Below are 24816 nucleotides of genomic sequence, written 5' to 3' on the forward strand. Positions count from 1 at the left end.
CGCTCGCTCTGCCCGATGCTTGAGCCATGAACCCCGCCGCCCCGGCCGCGACCGCGGCCATGCACACCGACACCGAGCGCTGCGTACGGGCCGTGCAATCCAAGGACGCCCGTTTCGACGGCTGGTTCTTCACGGCCGTCCTGACCACCCGCATCTACTGCCGTCCCAGCTGCCCGGTGGTGCCGCCGAAGGTCGAGAACATGACCTTCTACCCGAGCGCCGCCGCCTGTCAGCAGGCCGGATTCCGGGCCTGCAAGCGGTGCCGCCCGGACACCACGCCCGGCTCGCCGGAGTGGAACGCCCGGGCCGACTCCGTCGCCCGCGCCATGCGGCTGATCCGCGACGGCGTCGTCGACCGCGAGGGCGTGCCCGGGCTCGCCGCCCGGCTCGGCTACAGCGCCCGCCAGATCGAGCGCCAGCTGCTCGCCGAGCTCGGTGCCGGGCCGCTCGCGCTCGCCCGCGCCCAGCGGGCCCAGACCGCCCGGATCCTCATCGAGACCACGGCGCTGCCGATGGCCGACGTCGCCTTCGCGGCGGGCTTCGCGTCCGTGCGCACCTTCAACGACACCGTGCGCGAGGTCTTCGCGCTCGCCCCGACCGAGCTGCGCGCCCGCGCCGCCCGGGGCATCGCCCGCCAGGCCCCCGGCTCGATCGCGCTGCGCCTTCCGTACCGCGCCCCGCTCACCCCCGACAACCTCTTCGGGCATCTGGCCGCGACCGCCGTGCCGGGTGTGGAGGAGTGGCGCGGCGGCGCGTACCGCCGCACGCTCTCGCTCCCGTACGGCCATGGCATCGTCGAACTCAGCCCGCAGCCCGACCACATCGGCGCCCTGCTCTCGCTGACCGATCTGCGCGACCTGACCATCGCCATCAGCCGCTGCCGCTGGATGCTCGACCTCGACGCCGACCCGGTCGCCGTCGACGACCGGCTGCGGGCCGACCCGCTCCTCGCCCCGCTGGTCGACAAGTCCCCGGGACGCCGGGTGCCGCGTACCGTCGACGCCGCGGAGTTCGCGGTACGGGCGGTGCTCGGCCAGCAGGTCTCCACCGCCGCCGCGCGCACCCACGCGGCCCGGCTCGTGACCGCGTACGGCGAGCCGGTCGAGGATCCTGGCGGCGGTCTCACCCATCTCTTCCCTACCTCCGAGGCGCTGGCCGCGCTCGACCCGGAGAAGCTGGCGCTGCCGCGCAGCCGCCGCACCACGCTCACCACCCTGGTCGCCGCGCTGGCCGACGGCACGCTCAAGCTCGGCATCGACACCGACTGGGAGCGGGCGCGGGCGCAGCTGCTCGCGCTGCCCGGCTTCGGTCCCTGGACGGTGGAGGTGATCGCGATGCGGGCGCTCGGCGACCCGGACGCGTTCCTGGCCTCCGACCTGGGCGTGCGCCGCGCGGCCGAGGGGCTGGGCCTGCCGTCGTCCCCCGCGGCCCTCACCGCGCGCGCCGCCGCCTGGCGCCCCTGGCGGGCGTACGCCGTCCAGTACCTCTGGGCGACGGACGACCACCCCATCAACATCCTTCCGGCATAAGGGAGTTACGCCATGACCGCCACCCACACCGTGATGGACAGCCCGTACGGGACGCTCACCCTCGTCGCCGAGGACGGGGTGCTCAGCCGCCTCCATATGGAGGGGCAGCGCCACCGGCCTGCCGAGGAGACGTTCGGCGAGCGGGACGACGGCGGCCCGTTCCCTGAGGTGATCCGCCAGCTGAACGCCTACTTCGCGGGTGAACTCACCCACTTCGACCTGGAGTTGGACCTGCGCGGCACGGACTTCCAGCGTTCTGTCTGGGAGCAGCTGTGCCGTATCCCGTACGGCGAGACGCGTTCCTACGGCGAGCTCGCCGAGGCCCTGGGCAACCCCAACGCCTCCCGCGCGGTGGGACTGGCCAACGGCAAGAACCCGGTGGGGATCATCGTCCCCTGCCACCGGGTGATCGGCTCGTCCGGCAGCCTGACGGGCTACGGCGGCGGCCTCGACCGCAAGCAGCGGCTGCTTGCGTTCGAGAAGGGGACGGGCGAGGACGCACTGTTCTAGCTCAGTCAGCCACGACCCGCGCTCCGAGCCGCAGGAACGCCTTGTACGTCTCGGGGGCCAGCCAGGACAGTTCGACCGTGCTGCCGGTCGTCAGATGGCCGTCGCGGGGGACCATGAGGACGCCACGGCAGCGGGAGCCCAGGCCGCGGATGGCCGCCGCGCCCAGGGCAGCAGCCCCGGATCACGCCGGGTGAGATGGTCCAACTTGCCGGTCAGTACGCGGTGTTCGGCGATCGACAGCAGCATGGCCGCGTCGGTGAGGCGGCCCAGTGCGAGCAGCCGGTCGAGCTGGGAGCGGCCCCGGGCGTCGCTCAGCGACGGGGCCAGCGACTCGGCGAGCGTGGGCAGCGCGCGCTCGGCGGTGCACAGCAGCTGCGCCAGCTCCTCTGCCGGCGGCGCGGTCCCGTCCGCCCGCGTGGTCAGGCCGAGCGCGGCGCCGAGCTGGGTGGCGTGCGCGGCCCGTACGGTCGGATCGCCGAGCAGGATGTGCAGCGGGCCGACCATCATGTCCCGTACGGACTCGTCGCCTTGAGGCCCCGAGGCCCGCGCACCCGGCGGCACCGGATCGGGGGCCGCGCCGACCCGTGACAGCTCCTGGTGGATCGACTGCCAGGTGGCGCCCCAGCTGCGGCGCACGGTGTGCTGGGCGTCGAACGGGCCGCCTGGCGGGGTGATCCGACCCATCACCAGCCCCACGGCGGCGCCGTCCGCCGGAGACCACAGCAGCCCGCCGCTGTACCCCTCGTCGACGGCGGCGCCCGACAACTGCCCGTCCAGATAGCCGATCCGCCCGTCGCAGGCACCGACCTGGACGTCCGCGTACGAGAACGGCTGGCCGCCGCCGTACCACGCGCGCACCAGCTGTCCGGCCCGCATGTCGAGCCAGCGCACCGGGGCGAGCGGGGGCGGCGGCTCCTCGTCGAGCTCCAGTACGGCGAGGTCCCCGCCCCATTCGAGGGAGCCGTCGGCGACCGGGCCCTGGTGGTGGGGTGCGCGCGGCGCCACCCAGGCGACGAGGCGGGCCTGGCGGGCGTCGGCGGCGAGTGCGGGGAAGGCGACGTCGAGGGTGACCGCGCCCGGGTCACGCGGGCTCAGCATCCGTACGCCCAGCGCGGCATTGACGACATGTGCGCAGGTCAGAAGTCTGCGGGCGGACAGCAGGACACCGGCCCCGGCGGTCCGGCCCCGGTCGGCCGAAAGCACCCGTACGAGCGCGCCCCGCGCGTCCGCCGACGGGTCCTCGCCCGGTGCCTTGAACCAGCCCACGGTTCAGTTGCCGCCGGGCCGCAGCTGCCAGGTCGCCGAGACGGTCAGACTGGCCTGCCCGTGGGCCCCCACGATCCCGATCGTGAGGTCCTGGCCGATCTGGACCCCGAAGTCCACGGTGATCGAGTCGGGCGGGTCGGGAACGTTCCGCACGGAGTCGTGCACCTGTTGCAGTACGGGCCCGAGCGGGCGCAGCACGGAGTGCAGCGCGTCCGTGGCCAGCGAGGAGACCCTCGCCCCGAGCCCGACGGGCACGACCCCGCCGACCCCGCTGGGCAGTTCGGTCTCCGTTTCCGCCTCGGGACCGCCGACGGGCGCGAGCTCGACTCTGACCCGGGAGCCGTCGGCGAGGGTGAATTCCATGAAGTCGTATGGCGGCACGGGGACATTGTGGGGGCAACTGGGTCTGGGGTCAGCCGAGTTGACGGAATGACCGTCAGCCTGTCATCCGCCCGTTCTCCAGTTCGGCCGTGCCTGCCCCTGACGTCAGTGCGTCCAGCGCCGCGAGGACGCGTAGTCCCAGCTCGCCGAGGAGGTACGCGGGGAGCTCGTCGCGTGCGACCAGGCGCCAGGAGAGCAGTTCCTCCTCCTGGAGGCGGACCTTTTTGAGGTGGTCGTCGGTGAGGACGCCTCCGTCGTAGACGTACGCGACGATGGGCGGCCTTGCCGCCCCCGGTACCCAGTCGATCGCGAGGAGTCGGCCCGGTTCGATGTCGAGGCCGATCTCCTCCAGGGTCTCGCGGCGGGCCGCCTGGCGGGGGGTTTCGCCGTGGTCGGACTCGATGGTGCCGCCGGGTAGGGCCCAGCCCTCACGGTAGTTCGGCTCCACCAGCAGCACGCGGCCTTCGGCGTCGCGGAGAAGGGTGGCTGCGCCGGCCAGTACGCGGGGGAGTTCCGCGATGTACTTTGCGTAGTCATCGGCTGTCACGCGCGTCAGCGTATGCGGTGTGTGGGGGCGCGATTTTCGGGTGCGGATCGTGCTGGGTTGCTCGCGCAGTTCCCCGCGCCCCTAGGTAGTCAGGGGCGCGGAGAACTGCGCGACCAGCCCAAGACGGCCCGCAGACGAAAAAGGGGGGCGGGGCGGAGTCCCGACGGCGTGTCGTCAACTGTCCTCCCCGGTACGGGACTTGGCGGCCCTCCGCAGGCGGTAGTGGCGGGACGGGCCCTGTTCCGTCAGCGCGTCGCCGACAACGGCCCGGATCGCGTCGCGCATCCCGTGCAGCGCGTGCTGGCGGGCAGGACCCGCGCCGGGGTCCTCGCGCAGCTCCTTCAGGAGCGACCAGCACAGCCCGAGCATCACGAGGACGAACGGCAGCGCCACCAGGATCGTGGCCGTCTGGAGCGACTTGAGGCCGCCCGCGACGAGCAGCACCGCCGCGACCGCCGCCATCAGCACGCCCCACAGCACCACCAGCCAGGTCGGTGGATGCAGCGCGCCCCGGCTGGTCAGCGACCCCATCACCAGCGAGGCCGAGTCGGCGCTGGTGATGAAGTACGTCATGACGAGCACCATCGCCAGGTACGAGGTCACCGTGCCGATCGGCAGCGCGTCCAGCATCGCGAACAGCGACGCCTCCGCGCCGTCCTTCACCTTGCCCGCCAGATCGGCCGCGCCGGTCGAGTCCAGGCGGATCGCGGTACCGCCCATCACGCAGAACCACAGGACGGTCGCGCCGCTCGGCACCAGGAGCACCCCGATCAGGAACTCGCGGATGGTCCGGCCGTGCGAGATCCGGGCGATGAAGGTCCCGACGAACGGGGCCCAGGACAGCCACCAGGCCCAGTAGAAGATCGTCCAGGTTCCCAGCCAGACGCGGTCCGTGAAGGCGCCGGTGCGGCTCGCCATCGGCAGCAGCTCGTGCAGATAGCCGCCGACGGACGCGGGGATGGTGTCGAGTACGTACACCGTCGGTCCGAGCAGGAACACGAAGAGCATCAGGGCGGCGGCGAGGACGATGTTGAGCGTGGACAGCCACTTCACGCCCTTGTGCAGCCCGGAGAACGCCGACAGGACGAACGCGGCGGAGAGCGAGGCGATGATGATCAGCTGGGTGGCGGTGGAGTCGTCGACGCTCGCCGTGATGTTCAGGCCCTTGGAGACCTGGAGCGCGCCGAGGCCCAGGCTCGTCGCCGTGCCGAAGACGGTCGCGAAGACCGCGAGCAGGTCGATGCACCGGCCCGGCCAGCCGTCCGCCCGCCGGGCGCCGATCAGCGGGACGAAGGCCGCGGAGAGCCGGTTGCCGCGCGCCTTGCGGAAACCGGCGTACGCGAGGGCGAGCCCCGCGATGCCGTAGATCGCCCACGGGGTGAGCGTCCAGTGGAAGAACGAGTACTCCAGGGCCGTGCGCGCCGCGTCGCCGGTGCGGGGGGCCGCGCCGCTGGCCGGGGGCGGGGCGAGGTAGTGCGTGAGCGGCTCGCCCACGCCGTAGAACATCAGCCCGATGCCCATCCCGGCGCTGAACATCATCGCGATCCACGCGAGATTGGTGAACTCGGGCTCGGAGTCGTCGGCGCCGAGCCGGATCCGCCCGTACCGGCTGATCGCGAGCACCACGCACAGCACCAGGAACGTGTCGGCGGCGATCACGAACAGCCAGGCGAAGTTCTTGAGCACCCAGGCCAGCGCGGTCGAGGAGGCGCTGTCGAAGGAGTGCTTGCCGAGTGCGGCCCAGGCGACCGCCGCCGCCACCGCGACCACCCCGATCACGACGACGGTGAGGTCGGGGGCCGGGTTCGCGGACTGCGGGGGCGGGCCGCCGGGCGGGCCCGGATGATCGATCGAATCCTCGCTCATGCCGCCCCACTATGGTCCGCGATATGGAGGTTTCGTGGGGTGGCACGCCGTCCCGCCGTGCATGACACCTATGGGCAGGGCCGCGACGGGCGGATAGGGTCGCAGTGGCGCGACTGCCTGTTCGAAAGCAAGGGATTAGCAAGGTGACGGACGGAGCAGTTTTCGAAACCGCCCGCGTGCTTGTCGCGGCGGACAAGTTCAAGGGCTCGCTCACGGCCGTACAGGTCGCGGAGCGGGTGACGGCCGGGCTCCGGCGCGTCCTGCCCGGTCTGCCGGTGGAGACCCTGCCGGTCGCCGACGGCGGCGACGGCACGGTCGCGGCGGCGATCGCGGCCGGCTTCGAACGCCGGGAGGCCCGGGTCACCGGCCCGCTCGGCACCCAGGTGACCGCGGCCTTCGCGGTACGGGACGGGGTGGCCGTGGTGGAGATGGCGGAGGCGTCCGGCCTCCAGCACCTCCCGAGCGGCGTCTTCGCCCCGCTCACCGCCACCACGTACGGCTCCGGCGAGCTGCTGCTCGCCGCGCTCGACGCGGGCGCGCGCACCATCGTGTTCGGCGTGGGCGGCAGCGCCACGACGGACGGCGGCGCGGGCATGCTGGCCGCGCTGGGCGCCCGCTTCCTGGACGCGGAGGGCGACCCGGTGGCCCCGGGCGGCGGCCCCCTCGCCACGCTGGCGACGGCGGACCTCTCGGCCCTAGACCCCCGTTTCGCCTCGGTCGACCTCGTGCTTGCCAGCGACGTGGACAACCCGCTGACGGGCCCCAAGGGCGCGCCCGCGGTGTACGGCCCGCAGAAGGGCGCGAACCCGGAGGACGTGGCGGCCCTGGACGCGGCCCTCGGCCACTTCGCCAAGGTCCTGGAGGCGTCCGTGGGCGCCCGTGCGGCCGAGGCGGCCCTCGCCCCGGGGGCGGGCGCGGCGGGCGGTATCGGGTACGGGGCCCTTGTCGCCCTGGGCGCGAGGTTCCGGCCCGGCATCGAGGTCATGCTCGACGTCCTGGGCTTCGCCCCGGCGCTGGCCCGGGCCACGCTGGTGATCACGGGTGAGGGCTCGCTCGACGAGCAGACCCTGCACGGCAAGGCTCCGGCGGGCGTGGCGGCGGCGGCGCGTGCGGCGGGCATCGAGGTCGTGGCGGTCTGCGGCCGCCTGGCCCTGCCGCCCGAGGCCCTGGGCAGGGCGGGCATCCGGCGCGCCTACGCCCTCACGGACCTGGAGCCGGACCCTGCGCGCTGCATGGCGGAAGCGGGTCCTTTGCTTGAGCGCACGGCGGAACGTATTGCCCAGGACTTCCTGGCCTGACCTGTTTCGGTCCGTTTTCGTCTGCGGGCCGTCGTGGGCCGCTCGCGCAGTTCCCCGCGCCCCTAGGGTCGGCCAGCACCTTAAGGGGCGCGGGGAACTGCGCGACCAGCCACGGCGGACCCGCAGACGAACCGACCGCACCTCCAGCGCGCAGCAAGAAGGCCCCGGACCGAAGTGGTCCGGGGCCTTCGTACGCAGGCACAGCGCGCAGCGCTAAGGCAACTGCGTAGCCCGAGCCTCGCGGCGGTTGTCGCGGATCGAGTTCACCCGGCGAGCCGTGGCGAACAGCGGAATCACCGCGCCGAGCACGACCTGGAGCACGCAGCCGGTCTGGAGCAGCAGCTGACCGCCCGGCGCGTCGAACGCCCAGGCCGCCAGCATCCCCATCGCGCCCACGATCCAGCTGAGCATCGCCACCGCGAGGATCCCGCGCGGCTTGGGGTACTCGACCCGGCTGACCATCAGCCACGCCACCCCTATGACGGCGAGCAGCGTCGGCACGAACGGCATCTCAAGGAGCACGATCGAGACGACGGTGAGCGCGCCGAACGGGCTCGGCATGCCCTGGAACATGCCGTCCTTCATCGTCACGCAGGAGAACCGCGCGAGTCTGAGCACGACCGCCAGCAGCACCGTGATCGCCGCCACCGCCGCCACCCGCTGGTGCGCGTCGTCGGCGACCATGCCGTACACGAGGACGAAGTACGCCGGGGCGAGCCCGAAGCTGATCAGGTCCGAGAGGTTGTCCAGCTCGGCGCCCATCGGCGAGCTCCGCAGCTTCCGCGCGACCAGGCCGTCGCAGAGGTCGAAGATCGCCGCGAGCAGCATCAGGATGACGGCGGTCGCGGCGGAGTGCCGCGCCATGCCCGTCTCCTGGCTGCCCGAGAGGTGCGGGATGAGGATTCCGGTGGTGGTGAAGTACACCGCCATGAATCCGCAGGTCGCGTTGCCGAGCGTCAGGGTGTCCGCTATCGACAGGCGCAGGGAGAGGGGCATCTCCTCCGCGTCGTCCTCCGCGTCCGCCCCGGGGACCCAGCCGGTCTGGGTGTCCGGATCAATCACGGTCAATTCGAGTCACCCCCGCAGTGGTCGCCTGGCCCACCTCGACCGCGACCTCGACGCCCTCGGGGAGGTAGATGTCGACCCGCGAGCCGAACCGGATGAGACCGATCCGCTCGCCCTGCTCCACCTTGGTGCCCTGCGGGATGTAGGGGACGATCCGCCGCGCCACCGCACCCGCGATCTGCACCATCTCGATGTCGCCGAGCTCGGTGTCGAAGTGCCAGACAACGCGCTCGTTGTTCTCGCTCTCCTTGTTGAACGCCGGAACGAAACCGCCGGGGACGTGTTCCACGGAAGTCACCGTGCCCGCGAGGGGCGCGCGGTTGACGTGGACGTTCAGCGGGCTCATGAAGATCGCGACGCGGGTGCGCCCGTCCTTCCACGGCATGATGCTCTGCACCACACCGTCGGCCGGGGAGATCACGCGGCCGGGCGCGATCTCGCGCTCGGGGTCGCGGAAGAACCACAGCATGCCCGCCGCCAGAGCGGTGGTGGGCACGGCGACGATCGCGGCGGCCTTGGAACGGCGCGCGCGGACGAGGCTCACTGCTGCGGTGGCGACGGTCGGCAGAAGCCACGGCGATGCTCCGCGAGCAAGACGTCCCGAGAGGAAACCGTCGCGAGGTGCAGAGGTTTGGCTGTGGGGCATGGATGACCTTCGTAGCGGATGATGCCGCGCTGGCAAGGGGGACGGCGGCTGGTTTACCAGCGATGCTATCGGTTGCGAGCCGCAACTGGGAAAGCAAGAAGCCGAGTCGGCGGCCGGAAGGCGATGACAGGGTGTGATCTCCTTCGCGGCCAAACCGACCGAAAAGCGACAATCAACCCTGGAATCGGTACTCTTCGAGAAGCCGACGCCCAATGATCATTTTCTGGATCTCGGCGGTACCTTCACCGATGAGCAGCATCGGCGCCTCGCGGTACAGGCGCTCGATCTCGTACTCCTTCGAGAAGCCGTAGCCACCGTGGATACGGAAGGCATCCTCCACGACCTCCTTGCAGTATTCGGAGGCGAGGTACTTCGCCATCCCTGCCTCAAGGTCGTTTCGTTCCCCGGAGTCCTTTTTGCGTGCTGCGTTGACCATCATGGCATGAGCGGCCTCGACCTTGGTAGCCATCTCGGCCAGCTTGAACTGAATCGCCTGGTGCTGGGCGATCGCCTTGCCGAAAGTGTGACGTTGCTGGGCATACGAGACACCCAGCTCAAATGCACGCTGAGCGACGCCGCAACCACGCGCCGCGACGTTGACGCGGCCGACCTCGACGCCGTCCATCATTTGGTAAAACCCTCGGCCGGTGACCCCGCCGAGGACACGATTGGCCGGAATGCGCAGTCCGTCCATGATGAGTTCGGTCGTGTCGACGCCCTTGTAACCCATCTTGTCGATCTTGCCGGGGATGGTCAGACCGGGCCGGACCTCGCCGAAGCCGGGCTCCTTCTCCACCAGGAAGGTCGTCATGGACTTGTGGGGGGCGGTCCCCTCGGGGTGTCCTTCGTCACTCCGGCACAGAACGGCCACCAGCGATGACGTTCCGCCATTGGTCAGCCACATCTTCTGGCCGTTCAGGACGTACTCGTCGCCGTCCCTGACGCCCTTGGACGTGATCGCCGACACATCCGAGCCGAGCGCCGGCTCCGACATCGAGAACGCGCCGCGCACCTCGCCGAGCGCCATCCGGGGCAGGAAGGTGTCCTTCTGCTCCTGGGTGCCGTGCTGCTTGAGCATGTACGCCACGATGAAGTGCGTGTTGATGATGCCGGAGACCGACATCCAGCCACGCGCTATCTCCTCGACGCACAGCGCGTACGTGAGCAGCGACTCACCGAGACCGCCGTACTCCTCGGGGATCATCAGCCCGAACAGGCCGAGCTCCTTGAGGCCCTCGACGATCTGCGTCGGGTACTCGTCCTTGTGCTCCAGCTGGGTCGCGACCGGGATGATCTCCTTGTCGACGAAGTCCCGGACGGTGGCCAGGATTTCCTGCTGGACGTCGGTCAGACCGGCGGTCTGCGCGAGACGGGCCATGGCTACTTCTCCTGCGACTTGAGCTGCGGGCGCCCGGGCTGCTCGCCGCCGCGCTCCTTGATGTACGTCTCGGTGGGGACCATCACCTTGCGGCGGAACACGCAGACCAGCGTGCCGTCCTGCTTGTAGCCCTTGGTCTCGACGTACACGATGCCGCGGTCGGACTTGGACTTCGACGGGGTCTTGTCGAGGACCGTCGTCTCGCCGTAGATCGTGTCGCCGTGGAAGGTCGGCGCCACGTGCTTGAGCGACTCGATCTCCAGGTTGGCGATCGCCTTCCCGGACACGTCCGGGACGCTCATGCCGAGCAGCAGCGAGTAGATGTAGTTGCCCACCACGACGTTCTTGCCGAAGTCGGTGGTGTTCTCGGCGTAGTTGACGTCCATGTGGAGCGGGTGGTGGTTCATGGTGAGCAGACAGAACAGGTGGTCGTCGTACTCGGTGACCGTCTTTCCGGGCCAGTGCTTGTACACGTCCCCGACGGTGAACTCTTCGTAGGTGCGGCCGAACTGCATGGTGTCACGCCTCCGGGATCTCGAACTTCGACGTGCGCTGCATACCGGCCGCCCGGCCCTTGCCCGAGATGACCAGCGCCATCTTGCGGCTGGCCTCGTCGATCATCTCGTCGCCGAGCATCGCCGAGCCCTTCTTGCCGCCGGCCTCGGAGGTGAAGTACTCGTACGCGTCGAGGATGAGCTCGGCGTGGTCGTAGTCCTCCTGCGAGGGCGAGAAGACCTCGTTGGCCGCCTCGACCTGGCCGGGGTGCAGCACCCACTTGCCGTCGAAGCCGAGGGCGGCGGCGCGCTGCGCGACCGCCTTGTAGCCGTCGACGTTCTTGATCTGGAGGTAGGGGCCGTCGATCGCCTGGAGGTTGTTGGCGCGGGCGGCCATCAGGATCTTCATCAGGATGAAGTGGTACGCGTCCGCCGGGTACCCGGGCGGCTGCTCGCCGACGACCAGGGACTTCATGTTGATGGAGGCCATGAAGTCGGCCGGGCCGAAGATGATCGTCTCCACGCGCGGGGAAGCCTGCGCGATGGCGTTGACGTTGTTGAGGCCCTGGGCGTTCTCGATCTGCGCCTCGATGCCGATCCTGCCGACCTCGAAGCCCATCGTCTTCTCGATCTGGGTGAGCAGCAGGTCGAGCGCGACGATCTGCTCGGCGCTCTGGACCTTCGGCAGCATGATGCAGTCGAGGTTGGGGCCCGCGCCCTCGACGACGGTGACGACATCGCGGTACGTCCACTCGGTCGTCCAGTCGTTGACCCGCACGACCCGGGTCTTGCCGGTCCAGTCGCCCTCGTTGAGGAACTTCACGATGGTGTGCCGGGCCTCCGGCTTGGCGAGCGGCGCACAGGCGTCCTCCAGGTCCAGGAAGACCTGGTCGGCGGGGAGGCCCTGCGCCTTCTCCAGGAAGCGCGGGTTCGAGCCCGGAACGGCCAGGCACGAGCGGCGCGGCCGGAGACGGTTGACAGAGCTGGTCATGCGGAGACCTCCAGAGGGTCGAGCTTGTTCGCTTTCCGGATCTCGTCGACGATACGTCCGATGATCTCCGTGATACCGAAGTCTTTAGGGGTGAATACCGCGGCGACACCCGCTCGGCACAGCTCCTCGGCGTCCGCGGGCGGGATGATCCCGCCGACGATCACCGGGATGTCGGGTGCGCCGGCCTCGCGGAGCCGCATGAGGACGTCCGGCACCAGCTCGGCGTGCGAGCCGGACAGGATCGACAGACCCACGCAGTGCACGTCCTCGGCGAGCGCCGCGTTGACGATCTGCTCGGGGGTCAGCCGGATCCCCTGGTAGACCACCTCGAAACCGGCGTCACGCGCGCGTACCGCGATCTGCTCGGCGCCGTTGGAGTGGCCGTCTAGGCCCGGCTTGCCGACGAGCAGCCGCAGCCGTCCGGCGCCCAGCTCGTCGGCCGTACGGGTCACCTTCTCGCGGACGAGGGCGAGCGGTGTGCCCGCCTCGGCGGGGACGGCGACCGGGGCGGACGACACACCGGTGGGAGCGCGGAACTCGCCGAACACATCGCGCAGCGCCCAGGACCACTCGCCCGTGGTGACGCCCGCGCGGACGCACTCCAGGGTCGCGGCCATCAGGTTCTCGGTCCCGGCCGCGGCCTTCTTCAGCGCGGCCAGCGCCTCGGACGCCCGGGTCTCGTCCCGGTTGTCGCGCCACTGGTGCAGCTTGGCGACGACCCGGGCCTCGTTGGCCGGGTCGACCGTCATGATCGCGGTGTCCAGATCCGAGGTGAGCGGGCTGGGCTCGGTCGACTCGTAGCAGTTGACGCCGACGATCAATTCCTCGCCGCCCTCGATGCGCGCGCGGCGCTCGGCGTGCGAGGAGACCAGCTGCGACTTGAGGTAGCCCGACTCGACGGCCGCCATCGCGCCGCCCATCTGCTGGATCCGCTCGATCTCGGCCAGGCACTCCTCGACCAGCGAGTCGACCTTGGCCTCGATGACGTGCGACCCGGCGAAGATGTCCTCGTACTCCAGGAGATCGCTCTCATGGGCGAGGACCTGCTGGATGCGCAGCGACCACTGCTGGTCCCAGGGGCGGGGCAGGCCCAGCGCCTCGTTCCAGGCGGGCAGCTGCACGGCACGCGCGCGTGCGTCCTTGGAGAGCGTCACGGCCAGCATTTCGAGGACGATCCGCTGGACGTTGTTCTCCGGCTGCGCCTCGGTCAGGCCCAGGGAGTTGACCTGGACGCCGTAGCGGAAGCGGCGCTGCTTGGCGTTCTCGATGCCGTACCGCTCGCGCGTCACCTGGTCCCAGATGCGGCCGAACGCCCGCATCTTGCACATCTCCTCGACGAACCGCACACCCGCGTTCACGAAGAACGAGATCCGCGCGACCACCTCGCCCTTGCGCTCGTCCGGGATCTGCCCGGACGCGAACACCGCGTCGAGGACGGCGATCGCGGTGGACATCGCGTACGAGATCTCCTGGACCGGGGTGGCCCCGGCCTCCTGGAGGTGGTAGCTGCAGATGTTGATGGGGTTCCACTTGGGGATGTTGTTCACCGTGTAGGTGATCATGTCGGTGGTCAGCCGCAGCGACGGACCGGGCGGGAAGACATGCGTCCCGCGCGACAGGTACTCCTTGACGATGTCGTTCTGCGTCGTCCCCTGGAGCAGGGTGATGTCCACACCCTGCTCCTCGGCGACCACCTGATACATGGCGAGCAGCCACATCGCGGTCGCGTTGATCGTCATGGACGTGTTCATCTGCTCCAGCGGGATCTCCTGGAACAGCCGCCGCATGTCGCCCAGATGCGAGACCGGGACCCCGACCCGGCCCACCTCGCCGCGGGCGAGGATGTGGTCCGGGTCGTAGCCGGTCTGCGTCGGCAGGTCGAACGCGACCGAGAGGCCGGTCTGGCCCTTGGCCAGGTTGCGGCGGTAGAGCTCGTTGGACGCCTCGGCCGTGGAGTGGCCGGCGTACGTCCGCATGAGCCAGGGCCGGTCCTTGTGACGCTCAGTCATGTATCGCTCCGTGCTCAGATGTTGCGGAAGCGGTTGATGGCGTCGATGTGCTTCTCGCGCAGCTCGTGGTCGCGCACACCCAGGCCCTCGCGGGGGGACAGGGCCAGCACGCCGACCTTGCCCTGGTGCAGGTTGCGGTGCACGTCGTAGGCGGCCTGCCCGGTCTCCTCCAGGGAGTACACCTTGGACAGCGTCGGGTGGATCTTGCCCTTGGCGACCAGCCGGTTGGCCTCCCACGCCTCGCGGTAGTTGGCGAAGTGCGAGCCGATGATGCGCTTCAGGGACATCCACAGGTAGCGGTTGTCGTACTCGTGCATGTAGCCCGAGGTGGAGGCGCAGGTGGTGATGGTGCCGCCCTTGCGCGTGACGTAGACGCTCGCGCCGAAGGTCTCGCGGCCGGGGTGCTCGAAGACGATGTCGATGTCCTCGCCGCCGGTGAACTCGCGGATGCGCTTGCCGAAGCGCTTCCACTCCTTCGGGTCCTGGGTCCGCTCGTCCTTCCAGAACTTGTAGCCCTCGGCGTTGCGGTCGATGATCGCCTCGGCGCCCATCGAGCGGCAGATGTCCGCCTTCTGGTCGCTGGAGACGACACAGATGGGGTTGGCGCCGCCGGCGAGCGCGAACTGCGTGGCGTAGGAGCCGAGTCCGCCGCTGGCGCCCCAGATCAGCACGTTGTCGCCCTGCTTCATGCCGGCGCCGTTGCGCGAGACCAGCTGGCGGTACGCGGTGGAGTTGACCAGACCGGGCGCGGCCGCCTCCTCCCAGCTGAGGTGCTGGGGCTTGGGCATCAACTGGTTGGACTTGACGAGCGCGATCTCGGCGAGCCCGCCGAAGTTGGTCTCGAAGCCCCAGATGCGCTGCTCGGGGTCGAGCATCGTGTCGTTGTGGCCGTCCGAGGACTCCAGCTCGACGGAGAGGCAGTGCGCGACGACCTCGTCGCCGGGCCGCCAGGCGTTGACGCCGGGGCCGGTGCGCAGCACGACGCCCGCGAGGTCGGAGCCGATGACGTGGTACGGCAGGTCATGGCGCTTGGTGAGCTCGCTGAGCTTGCCGTAGCGCTCCAGGAACCCGAAGGTGGACATCGGCTCGAAGATCGAGGTCCAGACCGAGTTGTAGTTGACCGAGGAGGCCATGACGGCCACCAGGGCCTCGCCGGGCCCGAGTTCGGGCACCGGCACCTCGTCGAGGTGCAGCGACTTGCGGGGGTCCTTGTCGCGGGTGGTGAGCCCGGCGAACATCTCCGTCTCGTCCTTGTGCACGGTGATCGCGCGGTACGAGTCGGGGAGCGGCAGGGCGGCGAAGTCGGCGGACGTACTGTCCGGCGACTGAATCGCGTCCAGAATTTCCTTCACGGTGATGCCTCCGGCGAAGCACGTTTTTTCGGGGGAACGCTGAGGGACTGCTGCTGTGGAGGTGTGCCGTCGGTTCGGCGGTACTTCGGCGATACGGCGGCGCCTGGTGGGCGCGGAGGGGTGCCTGTGACGCAGGCGTCCGGGCGCGCTCGCCATTGGCTTGCGGGGACAGCCGGCGTACGAAAGGTCTCTGCACGCCGGCCGCCCGGACAACATCAACGTATGGCACGCGGTGCCAGTGGGCAAGACACTGCGTGCCAACAATTTCTCTCAATTGCGTAATGACCTGCACGGATGAGCGATGATCGATCGATTCCGCTTCTGTCCGGGGCCGGAAAACACGAAAGCCGCCCTGGTGTGGGCGGCTTTCGGGTGCTCTGTCGGGGTCCGGTGGTGCCGGGGTCAGCGCTGTTTGAGCGCCTTCTTGATCGACTGCATGATCTCGTCCAGCGAGGCGTCGGTACGGGCCACCGCCACCAGCACCTCGTCACCGGTGGAGACGGACGCGGCGGCGGGCTTGGGCTTCGCCGTGCGGCCCGCGCCGATCCCGCTGCCGAAGGTGTCCCGGACGATCGCGAACGCGTGGTCCAGCTGGGTCTCCACATCGCCCTGGCCGCCGGCCCGCAGCCAGCGCCGCAGCACATGGTTGTGGGCGGTGACGACGGCGGACGCGGCGACCTCCGCGAGCAGCGGGTCGTCGTTGCCGGCCTGGTGGTCGTGCTCGTCGAAGTGGCCCAGCAGATAACGCGTGAACAGCCGCTCGTAGCGGGCCACCGAGGCGATCTCCGCCTCCCGCAGGGTGGGCACCTCACGGGTCAGCTTGTAGCGCGCGACCGACACCGAGGGGGAGGCCGCGTACATCTTCATGACCTCCTTGATGCCCCGGCACACCGTGTCCAGCGGATGCTCGTGCGGGGGAGCGGCGTTGAGCACCGCCTCGGCCCGTACGAGGGTGTCGTCGTGGTCGGGGAAGATCGCCTCTTCCTTGGAGCGGAAGTGACGGAAGAAGGTGCGGCGGGCGACCCCGGCGCGGGCCGCGATCTCGTCGACCGTCGTGGCCTCGTACCCCTTGGCCGAGAACAGCTCCATTGCCGCGGCCGCCAGTTCGCGGCGCATTTTGAGCCGCTGGGCGGCCGCGCGGCTGCCGGCGGCACTTTCCGGGGCGTCGGGCGTGGCGGACGTGCGGGACGGCCGTTTCGATGAGGCAGCGGGCTGGGGCATGGACCGAACGTACTGCATATGTGCAGGAAGTCGCGCTCGCGGGGGCGGGCCGCCCGAGGGTTCGAGCAGCCCGCCCCAGCCCTCCCCCGGCCGGTGGTCGGGGGAAGCCCACGGCTCAGCGCCGGGCATACTCGCGGAATCCACGGCCCGTCTTGCGGCCCAGGCACCCGGCGGCGACCAGGTGCTCCAGGAGGGGCGCGGGTGCGAGGCCCGGGTCGCGGAACTCGGCGTGCAGGACCTTCTCGATGGCGAGCGAGACGTCCAGGCCGACCACGTCGAGGAGTTCGAACGGGCCCATGGGGTAGCCGCCGCCGAGCTTCATCGCCGCGTCGATGTCGTCCAGGGAGGCGTAGTGCTCCTGGACCATCTTGATCGCGTTGTTGAGGTACGGGAAGAGCAGCGCGTTGACGATGAACCCGGCCCGGTCGCCGCAGTCCACCGGGTGCTTGCGGATCTTCGTGGTGACCTCGCGGACGGTGGCGTGGACCTCGTCCGAGGTCAGGACCGTGCGGACCACCTCGACCAGCTTCATCGCCGGGGCCGGGTTGAAGAAGTGCATCCCGATGACGTCCTGCGGGCGCGAGGTGGCGCGGGCGCAGGCGACGACCGGCAGCGAGGACGTGGTGGTGGCGAGCACCGCGCCCGGCTTGCAGATCTTGTCCAGGGAGGCGAACAGCTGCTGCTTGACCTCCAGGTCCTCGGCGACCGCCTCGACGGCGAGATCGACCTCGGCGAAGGATTCGAGGGCACCTGCGGGAGAGATCCGCGCCAGCGTCTCGTCGCGGGCCTCGGCGGTCATCCGGCCCTTGTCGACCGAGCGCGAAAGCGACTTGGCGATACGGGACTTCGCGGTCTCGGCCTTCTCCAGGCCGCGGGCGGCGAGCACCACGTCGTAACCGGCCTTGGCGAAGACCTCGGCGATGCCGGACGCCATGGTCCCGGAACCGGCGACGCCCACCGAGCGGATGGGGCGGCCGACGGTGGTGCCCTCGGCGGTGGACCGTGTCTGCGCGTCCGCCACCACGGCCGCGCTGCCCGGAGCCTCGTACGCGTAGAAGCCGCGGCCCGACTTGCGGCCGGTCAGACCGGCCTCGGTGAGCTGGCCGAGGATCGGCGCGGGGGCGTGCAGACGGTCGTGGGACGCGGTGTACATCGCCTCCAGGACCGTGCGGGCGGTGTCGATGCCGATCAGGTCGAGCAGTTCGAGCGGGCCCATCGGCAGACCGCAGCCCAGCTTCATGGCGGCGTCGATGTCCTCGCGGGAGGCGTACTTCGCCTCGTACATCGCGGCGGCCTGGTTGAGGTAGCCGAAGAGCAGCCCGTCGGCGACGAAGCCCGGCCGGTCGCCGACCGCCACCGGCTCCTTGCCGAGCTCCAGGGCGAGCCGGGTGACCGCGTCCACGGCGGGCGGCGCGGTCAGCACCGAGGAGACCACCTCGACGAGCTTCATGGCCGGGGCCGGGTTGAAGAAGTGCAGCCCGAGGACGCGCTCGGGGTGCGACGACTCGGCGGCGAGCCGGGTCACCGACAGGGCGTTGGTGCCGGTCGCCAGGATCGCGGTGGGCGAGACGATCGCGTCGAGCGCGGCGAACACCTGCTGCTTGAGCTCGTACGACTCCGGCACGACCTCGATGACCAGGTCGGCGTCGGCCGCGGCCTGGAGGTCGGTGAAGGTGCGGAACCGGGCGAGGACGTCGCGCCGCTCCTCCTCGGTGATGCGCTCACGGGCCACGCCGCGGGCGGTGGACGCCTCCAGACAGGCCACGGCTTGGCGGGCGGCGTGCTCGCTGATGTCGATGCCGATGACCTCGCGGCCCGCGCGGGCCAGCACTTCGGCGATGCCGGTGCCCATGGTGCCGAGACCGACCACGGCGACGGTGTTCAGGGGGGTGTCCATCACGGGACTCCTGGGTGAGTGACGACTGAGGAGAGGGCGCACGCGGCCGGTGGATACGGCTGTCGCGAGGAAGACGTACGGGTGCGTCGGCGGTGTGCGGAGCTGCCGACGGGCGCACGGCGTGCGGGAGTTGTGAGTCGTGGTGCTGAGAGCCGACGGACCCTGTCCCGGGGCCACGTCGTGTGAACTGCCGAACCGACAACACTCGCGGCGGCTGCGTCACCAGGCCGCCGGAGTTCGCGGGGGGTACCCGCTCACTTGAGATTAACTGGCGAGTAACGAGCGCGCCAGTCCCCGGACAAGCGGAACCGATGTGATCTGGCTCGCCCTGTGTCCTCGCCGGGCCACTACCCTTCCCCCATGGACGAGGAGCTCCGGTCCCTTGCCGACCGGGTGCGGGACGAGGCCAGGGCGTCGGATGCGACGGCTGCGTACGAGCGACTGCTCTCGACCCGGGACCACGACGAACTGGCGGCCGTGCTCACCGAGCGCGAACGGCCGCTCTGGGCGCGGGAGATCGCCGCCTTCCGCCTCGGCTGCGCCGGGGACCGCCGGGCGTTCGAGTCGCTGGTGCTGCTGCTCAACCACCGCGACGCGGCGCGGTGCGTCGCGGCCGCCTACGCCCTGGCACGGCTCGGCGATCCCCGGACGGCCCGGGCGGCCGCGGCCCTCGCCACCAACGAGCTGCGCACCGCGTACGCCCTGCATCCGGTGCGGCTGCTGACGACGCTGCGCGCCCCGGAGGCCGTGCCGGCGCTGATCGCGACCCTGCGACCGCTGCTCTCGCCCGACACCCCTTACTGGCGGGTGGCGCTGGCCTGTGTGGAGGGCCTGGGGGAGCTGGGCGACAAACGAGCGGTGGAGGTACTGGAGACGGCGCTGGCTCAGCCCCGCCTGGCGTCGGCCGCCGCGGTGGCACTGAGGCGCATCGCATAACGCACCTCGGGCACCGCGACCCCGGCCACGTCGAAGTCCTCCTTGCCACCGTCGGGCGCGAACCCGGCGCGCTCGTAGAACCGCCGGGCCCGCTCGTTGCGCTCCAGGACCCACAGCAGCAGTCCGGGACGGCCGTCGGCGACCGCGCGGGCGGTCAGCTCGGCCATCAGCAGCCGCCCCGCGCCCGTCGACCAGTGGTCGGGGTGCACATACAGCGCGTACACCTCACCGTCGGCGCTCCGCCCGTCCTCGTCGTCCCGGTACGGCCCGTAGCACCCCCAGCCGATCACTTCGCCGCCGCGTTCCGCGACCACGTTGAGCACCGAGGTATCGCCGCGCGCCAGATACTCCCGGCGCCACGCGGCGTCCCGCTCCTCGCTCAGGCCGTCCAGATACGTCTGCGGCATCAGGCCCCGGTAGGCGGTGCGCCAGCCGTTGATGCGTACGGTCGCGACCGCCGCGCAGTCCGCGGTGGTCATCTCGCGTACGCGTACGTCCAGGGTCAACGGATCCAGGGTCAACGGTCGGACACCACGGCGTACGCCTCGATCTCCATCAGGAGGTCGGGGCGGAAGAGCGCCGAGACCTGGACCGCCGAACTGGCGGGCAGGCGGCCGCTGTTGATGTGGGCGTCGCGGGCCTCGCGTATCGCGGGCAGATACGCGACATCGGTGACGAAGACGGTGAGCTTGACGACGTCGTCGAAGGTCGCGCCCGCGGCTTCCAGGCAGCGGCGCAGATTCTCGAAGATCTGCCGCGCCTGCGCCGCCGGGTCGCCCTCGCCGACCACGTTCCCCTTCTCGTCGAACGCGCACTGGCCGGATATCGCGATGAACCGGCCGGTGCCCCACACCACATGGCTGTAGTTGACACCGGGCGCGACGCCGTCCGGGGTGGCGATATGCGTAAGCGAAGTCATGGGCCCATCCTGACCCATGCCACTGACAATCGGGCACCGGGTTTCGGTCAGAGCAGGGTGAGCTGGGTCGGGCCGACCGGCTCCGCTTCCACGCGCTGCGGAATGCGCCGGGCCGCGCCCCGGTGCGCCGGGCCGATGCCGAACTCCGCCGCCAGATCGTGCACTTGCCGGGTGATCCGGCGCTGGTACCACTTCGGCGCGTACGCACCCTCCGCGTACAACCGCTCGTAGCGCCGCACCAGATGCGGATGGTGCTCGCCGAGCCACTGCATGAACCACTCGCGCGCACCCGGCCGCAGATGCAGGACGAGCGGGGTGACCGAGGTCGCGCCGGACGCGGCGATCGCGCGGACCGTGGCGCGCAGCTGGTCGGGGTGGTCGCCGAGGAACGGGATCACCGGCGCCATCAGCACCCCGCAGTCGATGCCGTGCTCGGTCAGGGTCCGTACGACGTCGAGGCGGCGCTCGGGCGCGGGCGTGCCCGGCTCGACCGTGCGCCACAGCTCGTGGTCCACGAAGCCCACCGAGACCGAGATGCCGACATGGGTGACCTCGGCCGCCTGCCGCAGCAGTTCGAGATCGCGCAGGATCAGCGTGCCCTTGGTGAGGATCGAGAACGGGTTGGCGTGGTCGCGCAGGGCCTCGATGATGCCCGGCATCAAGCGGTAGCGGCCCTCGGCCCGCTGGTAGCAGTCGACATTGGTGCCCATCGCGATGTGCGCGCCCTGCCAGCGCGCCGACGCCAGATGGCGGCGCAGCAGCTCGGGCGCGTTGACCTTCACCACGATCTGCGAGTCGAAGCCGAGCCCGGTGTCGAGGTCGAGATAGCTGTGCGTCTTGCGGGCGAAGCAGTACACGCACGCGTGCGTGCAGCCCCGGTAGGGGTTGACCGTCCACTCGAACGGCATCTGCGACGCCCCGGGCACCCGGTTCACGATCGAACGCGCGCGGACCTCGTGGAAGGTGACCCCGCGGAACTCGGGGGTGTCAAACGTACGGGTGACCACCGCGTCCGCGTCGAACAGCGCGGCCGTGCGGCCCGCTCCCGGTGGCACCGGGTCATTCTCGGCCAGATTGTCCCAGCGCATGAACGCCTCCTCGGGCCTCTTCCGTAACACTTCGCAGCACTGAGCTCAGAATAGAACACCTGTTCCCATGATCGCAGCAACCCCGATTTTGGGGCCCGCCCCCGAGGTGATTGGCTTTGACCACCCCGAATCCGGGCGCACCCCCCGGATGTCACGAGTGCTGGAGGAAGAGCCATGGCGCAGGTCGAGGCCACCACGGAGCGGATCATCGCGGCGAGCCCGGAGACGGTGTTCGACACCGTGGCCGACTACAAGGACAGCCGCCCCAAGCTCCTGTCCGAGCACTTCAGCGAGTACCAGGTGCGCGAGGGCGGCGACGGCGAGGGCACCCTCGTCCACTGGAAGCTCCAGGCCACCAGCAAGCGCGTGCGCGACTGCCTCCTGGAGGTCGCCGAGCCGACCGAGGGCCAGCTCGTCGAGAAGGACCGCAACTCGTCCATGGTCACCACCTGGACGGTCACCCCGGCCGGTGAGGGCCGGTCGAAGGTCGTCGTGACCACGGTCTGGAACGGCGCGGGCGGCATCGGCGGCTTCTTCGAGAAGACCTTCGCCCCCAAGGGCCTCGCCCGTATCTACGACGCGGTGCTCGCCAAGCTGGCGGCCGAGGTCGAGAAGTAGCCCTCCAGGCCGAGGAGTTACTCCCACTCGAATCCGGTCGACGTCACCGGTTCGAGTGGTTTTCGCGGTGGCCCGGTGGTGCGCCCGCGCACTCCGGGCTGCGTGAAAGACCCTGATGGGGCGGTCGACAGGTGCCTGTTCAGGGCGAGTTGTGCGCCCGCGCCCACTCCTTTTCGCGTTTGCTCCCCATTAGCGCCCAATGCGCAGTATGTACGCCGCGCACCGAACCGGCGGCGCGACGAGGGGAGCAGACGTGGGCGGGATCACTCTGGTCAAGGACCGGGCGCGGGACGGGTCTTCGGGGGAGCGTCGGCGGGCCGGGGAGCCCGTTCTGGACCTCGCCGAGGCGACAGCACCACACGAGTACGTCATCGGGGCGCCGGTCGCCCTGAGTCCGCGCCGGGTGCGGCTGGTCTTCCTCGGGCTGATGCTCACCCTGCTGCTCGCGGCGCTCGACCAGATGATCGTGGCGACCGCGCTGCCCAAGATCGTCGGCGATCTGCACGGCCTGGACAAGGTCTCCTGGGCCGTCACCGCGTATCTGCTCGCCTCCACGATCGGGCTGCCCATCTACGGCAAGCTCGGCGACCTCTTCGGCCGCAAACCCGTCTTCCAGTTCGCGATCGTCGTCTTCGTCATCGGCTCGGCGCTGGCCGGCTGGTCCCGGAACATGGACGAGCTGATCGCCTTCCGGGCGGTCCAGGGCGTCGGCGGCGGCGGGCTCATGATCGGCGTGCAGGCGATCATCGCGGACATCGTGCCGCCCCGCGAGCGCGGCCGCTTCATGGGGCTCATCGGCGCCGTCTTCGGCCTCGCGTCGGTCGCCGGACCCCTGCTCGGCGGCTTCTTCACCGACCACACCTCCTGGCGCTGGTGCTTCTACATCAACGTCCCGTTCGGCCTGGTCACGCTCGCCGTCATCGCGGTCGTCCTGAAACTGCCCAAGCCCACCGCCCGCCCGCGCCTCGACGTCCTCGGCGCCCTGCTCCTGGTCGCCGCGTCGACATGCGTGGTGCTGCTCACCAGTTGGGGCGGTACGGAGTACGCCTGGGGCTCGCGCACCATCCTGGGGCTCGCGGCAGGCGCCCTCGGCACGACCCTGCTGTTCGTCGTCGTCGAGAACTACGCGCGCGAACCGGTCATCCCGCTGCGGCTGTTCCGCGACTCGATCTTCACCCTCTCGGGCCTCGTCGGCGCGGTCATCGGCGTGGCGCTCTTCGGCGCCGCGAGCTATCTGCCGACGTTTCTGCAGATGGTCGACGGGGCCAGTGCCACCGAGTCCGGACTGCTCGTGCTGCCCATGATGGGCGGCATCGTCGGCGCCTCGATCGTCTCCGGCCAGCTCATCAGCCGCACCGGCCACTACAAGATCTACCCCGTGCTCGGCAGCGCGATCTCGGCCGTCGGCATGTGGCTGCTGTCCCGCCTCAAGGTCGACACCCCCCGGCTCGACTACAGCATCTGGATGGCCGTGCTCGGCATCGGCATCGGCCTGGTCATGCCGGTCCTGATCCTCGCCGTGCAGAACGCCGCGGACCCCGCCGACCTCGGCACCGCCACCAGCGCCAACAACTACTTCCGGCAGATCGGCGGCAGCGTCGGCGCCGCGGTCTTCGGCACCCTGTTCACCAACCGCCTCGCCCATGCCCTCACCGAGCAGTTCCCGGCGGGTGCGCATCTGCCCGACCCCGAGTCGATCACCCCGCAGCTGGTGCACGCCATGCCGCCCGCGCTGCGCGACGGCTATGTCCGGGCGTACGCGGAGGCGATGCCGCGGATCTTCCTGTATCTGGTGCCGGTGCTAGCGCTCGGCCTCCTGCTCGCCTTCTTCCTCAAGGAGAAACCGCTGGTGTCCCAGAACGCCCCCACCATCGAAACGCCACCCGTACCCCACGCGCGTATCCCCAACACCCCCTGTTCGAGCGGCGTTCCGATCTGCGGAACGGTTCAGCACCCCGACGGCTCCATCGTGCCGCGCGCCGCCCTCACCCTCCTGGACGTACGGGGGCAGCAGGTCGGGCGAGGGGCCAGCGGCGAGGACGGGCGCTACGCCCTGAGCGTGCCCGGCTCCGGCAGCTACGTACTGATCGCGGCCGCCGGAGGTCACCAGCCGCAGGCCGTCTCGGTCACCGTCGGCGAACGGCCGGTCGACCTCGACGTGGTGCTCGGCGGCGCGGGCCGCCTCGCGGGTTCGGTGGTCACCGCCGACGGCACCCCGGTCCGGGACGCCGCCGTCACCCTCACCGATGTACGCGGCGAGGTCGTCGCCACCACACGCAGCGGGCGCGAAGGCACCTATGTGATCAGCGAGTTGGTGGCGGGCGAGTACACCCTGGCCGCCAGCGCCCCCGCCTTCCGGCCTGCCGCTCTGCCGGTGAGCGTGCAGGCCGCGCGCGAGACCCGGCAGGACATCGAGCTCGCCGGGGGCGCGGTGCTGCGCGGCACGGTGCGGGCCAGTGGCGGGCGTCCCGTCGAGGACGCGCGCGTGACGCTGCTCGACGCCGCGGGCAACGTGGTGGACACCCTCACCACCGGGCCCGACGGCACCTTCCGGTTCATCGACCTCTCCTCCGGCGAGTACACGGTGATCGCGGCCGGGTATCCGCCGGTGGCGACGGTGCTGCAGGTCGCGGGCGGTGGCCGCACCGAGCGCGATCTCCAGCTGGGACACGAGGACTGACTATTTTTCAGCAGCTCGCGCGGGGCGCGCGGGCGTGCGCCCGATTCCGGCGTTGCCCCGCGCGCGGCCCGCGAATGGCCGTACGGTGGGGGCACAGCCGCAGATCCTTGCGGCCGGGAAGGAGC

22 protein-coding genes are annotated in these 24816 nt (G+C 70.5%); 6 read left to right on the top strand and 16 right to left on the bottom strand.

Features of this window, described 5'->3' with window-relative positions; genetic code table 11:
- The first annotated feature begins 59 nt into the window (after positions 1–59).
- Both BG418_RS04505 and BG418_RS04510 read left to right on the top strand, forming a co-directional pair.
- Positions 60–1529, top strand: coding sequence for an AlkA N-terminal domain-containing protein (locus BG418_RS04505; protein ID WP_188272502.1), 1470 nt, complete (start codon positions 60–62; stop codon positions 1527–1529).
- Between the two features lie 12 nt (positions 1530–1541).
- The gene (locus tag BG418_RS04510) at positions 1542–2039 is read left to right on the top strand and encodes a methylated-DNA--[protein]-cysteine S-methyltransferase (RefSeq protein ID WP_188272365.1); all 498 of its coding nucleotides are present in this window, start codon (positions 1542–1544) and stop codon (positions 2037–2039) included.
- 90 nt (positions 2040–2129) lie between these two features.
- Here the strand turns inward: BG418_RS04510 and BG418_RS04515 are convergent, their stop codons facing one another.
- From BG418_RS04515 to BG418_RS04530, 4 genes are all read right to left on the bottom strand, one after another.
- Positions 2130–3305 (bottom strand): trypsin-like peptidase domain-containing protein, encoded by a 1176-nt coding sequence (locus BG418_RS04515; protein ID WP_188272366.1) that lies wholly within the window; start codon positions 3303–3305, stop codon positions 2130–2132.
- A 3-nt stretch (positions 3306–3308) separates the two neighbouring features.
- Positions 3309–3686, bottom strand: coding sequence for a CU044_2847 family protein (locus tag BG418_RS04520; RefSeq protein ID WP_188272367.1), 378 nt, complete (start codon positions 3684–3686; stop codon positions 3309–3311).
- 55 nt (positions 3687–3741) lie between these two features.
- Positions 3742–4233 carry an NUDIX domain-containing protein gene (locus tag BG418_RS04525; protein ID WP_188272368.1) on the bottom strand — a complete coding sequence of 164 codons (492 nt, stop codon included), beginning with the start codon at positions 4231–4233 and terminating at the stop codon, positions 3742–3744.
- A gap of 174 nt (positions 4234–4407) precedes the next feature.
- The gene (locus BG418_RS04530) at positions 4408–6099 is read right to left on the bottom strand and encodes a BCCT family transporter (protein ID WP_188272369.1); all 1692 of its coding nucleotides are present in this window, start codon (positions 6097–6099) and stop codon (positions 4408–4410) included.
- Positions 6100–6242: 143 nt separating this feature from the next.
- Between BG418_RS04530 and BG418_RS04535 the strand changes: the two genes are divergently transcribed.
- Entirely contained in the window at positions 6243–7397 is a 1155-nt protein-coding gene (locus tag BG418_RS04535; RefSeq protein WP_188272370.1) for a glycerate kinase, read from the top strand.
- 213 nt (positions 7398–7610) lie between these two features.
- Here the strand turns inward: BG418_RS04535 and pssA are convergent, their stop codons facing one another.
- From pssA to BG418_RS04580, 9 genes are all read right to left on the bottom strand, one after another.
- Positions 7611–8465, bottom strand: coding sequence for a CDP-diacylglycerol--serine O-phosphatidyltransferase (gene pssA, locus BG418_RS04540; protein ID WP_188272371.1), 855 nt, complete (start codon positions 8463–8465; stop codon positions 7611–7613).
- The gene (locus BG418_RS04545) at positions 8452–9108 is read right to left on the bottom strand and encodes a phosphatidylserine decarboxylase (RefSeq protein WP_188272372.1); all 657 of its coding nucleotides are present in this window, start codon (positions 9106–9108) and stop codon (positions 8452–8454) included. Before BG418_RS04545 ends, pssA begins: the two co-directional genes overlap by 14 nt.
- A gap of 172 nt (positions 9109–9280) precedes the next feature.
- Positions 9281–10486 (bottom strand): acyl-CoA dehydrogenase family protein, encoded by a 1206-nt coding sequence (locus tag BG418_RS04550; protein ID WP_188272373.1) that lies wholly within the window; start codon positions 10484–10486, stop codon positions 9281–9283.
- A gap of 2 nt (positions 10487–10488) precedes the next feature.
- Positions 10489–11001: a MaoC family dehydratase gene (locus tag BG418_RS04555; protein ID WP_188272374.1), complete on the bottom strand. Its 513-nt coding sequence runs from the start codon at positions 10999–11001 to the stop codon at positions 10489–10491.
- 4 nt (positions 11002–11005) lie between these two features.
- Positions 11006–11971, bottom strand: a complete 966-nt coding sequence (locus tag BG418_RS04560; RefSeq protein ID WP_188272375.1) for a CoA ester lyase — start codon at positions 11969–11971, stop codon at positions 11006–11008.
- The gene (locus BG418_RS04565; RefSeq protein WP_188272376.1) at positions 11968–13980 is read right to left on the bottom strand and encodes a protein meaA; all 2013 of its coding nucleotides are present in this window, start codon (positions 13978–13980) and stop codon (positions 11968–11970) included. Before BG418_RS04565 ends, BG418_RS04560 begins: the two co-directional genes overlap by 4 nt.
- Before the next feature lie 14 nt (positions 13981–13994).
- A complete protein-coding gene (ccrA, locus tag BG418_RS04570) occupies positions 13995–15332 on the bottom strand; it encodes a crotonyl-CoA carboxylase/reductase (RefSeq protein WP_188272377.1) in 1338 nt (445 codons plus the stop codon).
- A 402-nt stretch (positions 15333–15734) separates the two neighbouring features.
- Positions 15735–16553, bottom strand: coding sequence for a TetR family transcriptional regulator (locus BG418_RS04575; protein ID WP_188272378.1), 819 nt, complete (start codon positions 16551–16553; stop codon positions 15735–15737).
- A 115-nt stretch (positions 16554–16668) separates the two neighbouring features.
- Positions 16669–18450 carry a 3-hydroxyacyl-CoA dehydrogenase family protein gene (locus BG418_RS04580; RefSeq protein ID WP_188272379.1) on the bottom strand — a complete coding sequence of 594 codons (1782 nt, stop codon included), beginning with the start codon at positions 18448–18450 and terminating at the stop codon, positions 16669–16671.
- A gap of 360 nt (positions 18451–18810) precedes the next feature.
- Between BG418_RS04580 and BG418_RS04585 the strand changes: the two genes are divergently transcribed.
- Positions 18811–19386 (top strand): adenylosuccinate lyase, encoded by a 576-nt coding sequence (locus BG418_RS04585; protein ID WP_188272380.1) that lies wholly within the window; start codon positions 18811–18813, stop codon positions 19384–19386.
- Here the strand turns inward: BG418_RS04585 and BG418_RS04590 are convergent.
- The 3 genes from BG418_RS04590 to BG418_RS04600 are packed head-to-tail and all read right to left on the bottom strand — an operon-like array spanning position 19335 to position 21393.
- Positions 19335–19907 carry a GNAT family N-acetyltransferase gene (locus BG418_RS04590; protein WP_398997553.1) on the bottom strand — a complete coding sequence of 191 codons (573 nt, stop codon included), beginning with the start codon at positions 19905–19907 and terminating at the stop codon, positions 19335–19337. The two genes, BG418_RS04585 and BG418_RS04590, sit on opposite strands and share 52 nt — an antisense overlap.
- The gene (locus tag BG418_RS04595; RefSeq protein WP_188272381.1) at positions 19904–20305 is read right to left on the bottom strand and encodes a RidA family protein; all 402 of its coding nucleotides are present in this window, start codon (positions 20303–20305) and stop codon (positions 19904–19906) included. Before BG418_RS04595 ends, BG418_RS04590 begins: the two co-directional genes overlap by 4 nt.
- A 47-nt stretch (positions 20306–20352) precedes the next feature.
- Positions 20353–21393, bottom strand: a complete 1041-nt coding sequence (locus BG418_RS04600; protein ID WP_188272382.1) for an Rv2578c family radical SAM protein — start codon at positions 21391–21393, stop codon at positions 20353–20355.
- A gap of 174 nt (positions 21394–21567) precedes the next feature.
- Here BG418_RS04600 and BG418_RS04605 point away from each other — a divergent pair, with 174 nt between their 5' ends.
- Together BG418_RS04605 and BG418_RS04610 are read left to right on the top strand one after the other, a co-directional pair.
- Positions 21568–22011, top strand: coding sequence for an SRPBCC family protein (locus BG418_RS04605; RefSeq protein ID WP_188272383.1), 444 nt, complete (start codon positions 21568–21570; stop codon positions 22009–22011).
- A 208-nt stretch (positions 22012–22219) separates the two neighbouring features.
- The gene (locus BG418_RS04610; protein WP_188272504.1) at positions 22220–24691 is read left to right on the top strand and encodes an MFS transporter; all 2472 of its coding nucleotides are present in this window, start codon (positions 22220–22222) and stop codon (positions 24689–24691) included.
- Positions 24692–24816 lie beyond the last annotated feature (125 nt).

The sequence above is a fragment of the Streptomyces sp. CBMA152 genome, from assembly GCF_014596475.1.
GTDB lineage: Bacteria > Actinomycetota > Actinomycetes > Streptomycetales > Streptomycetaceae > Streptomyces.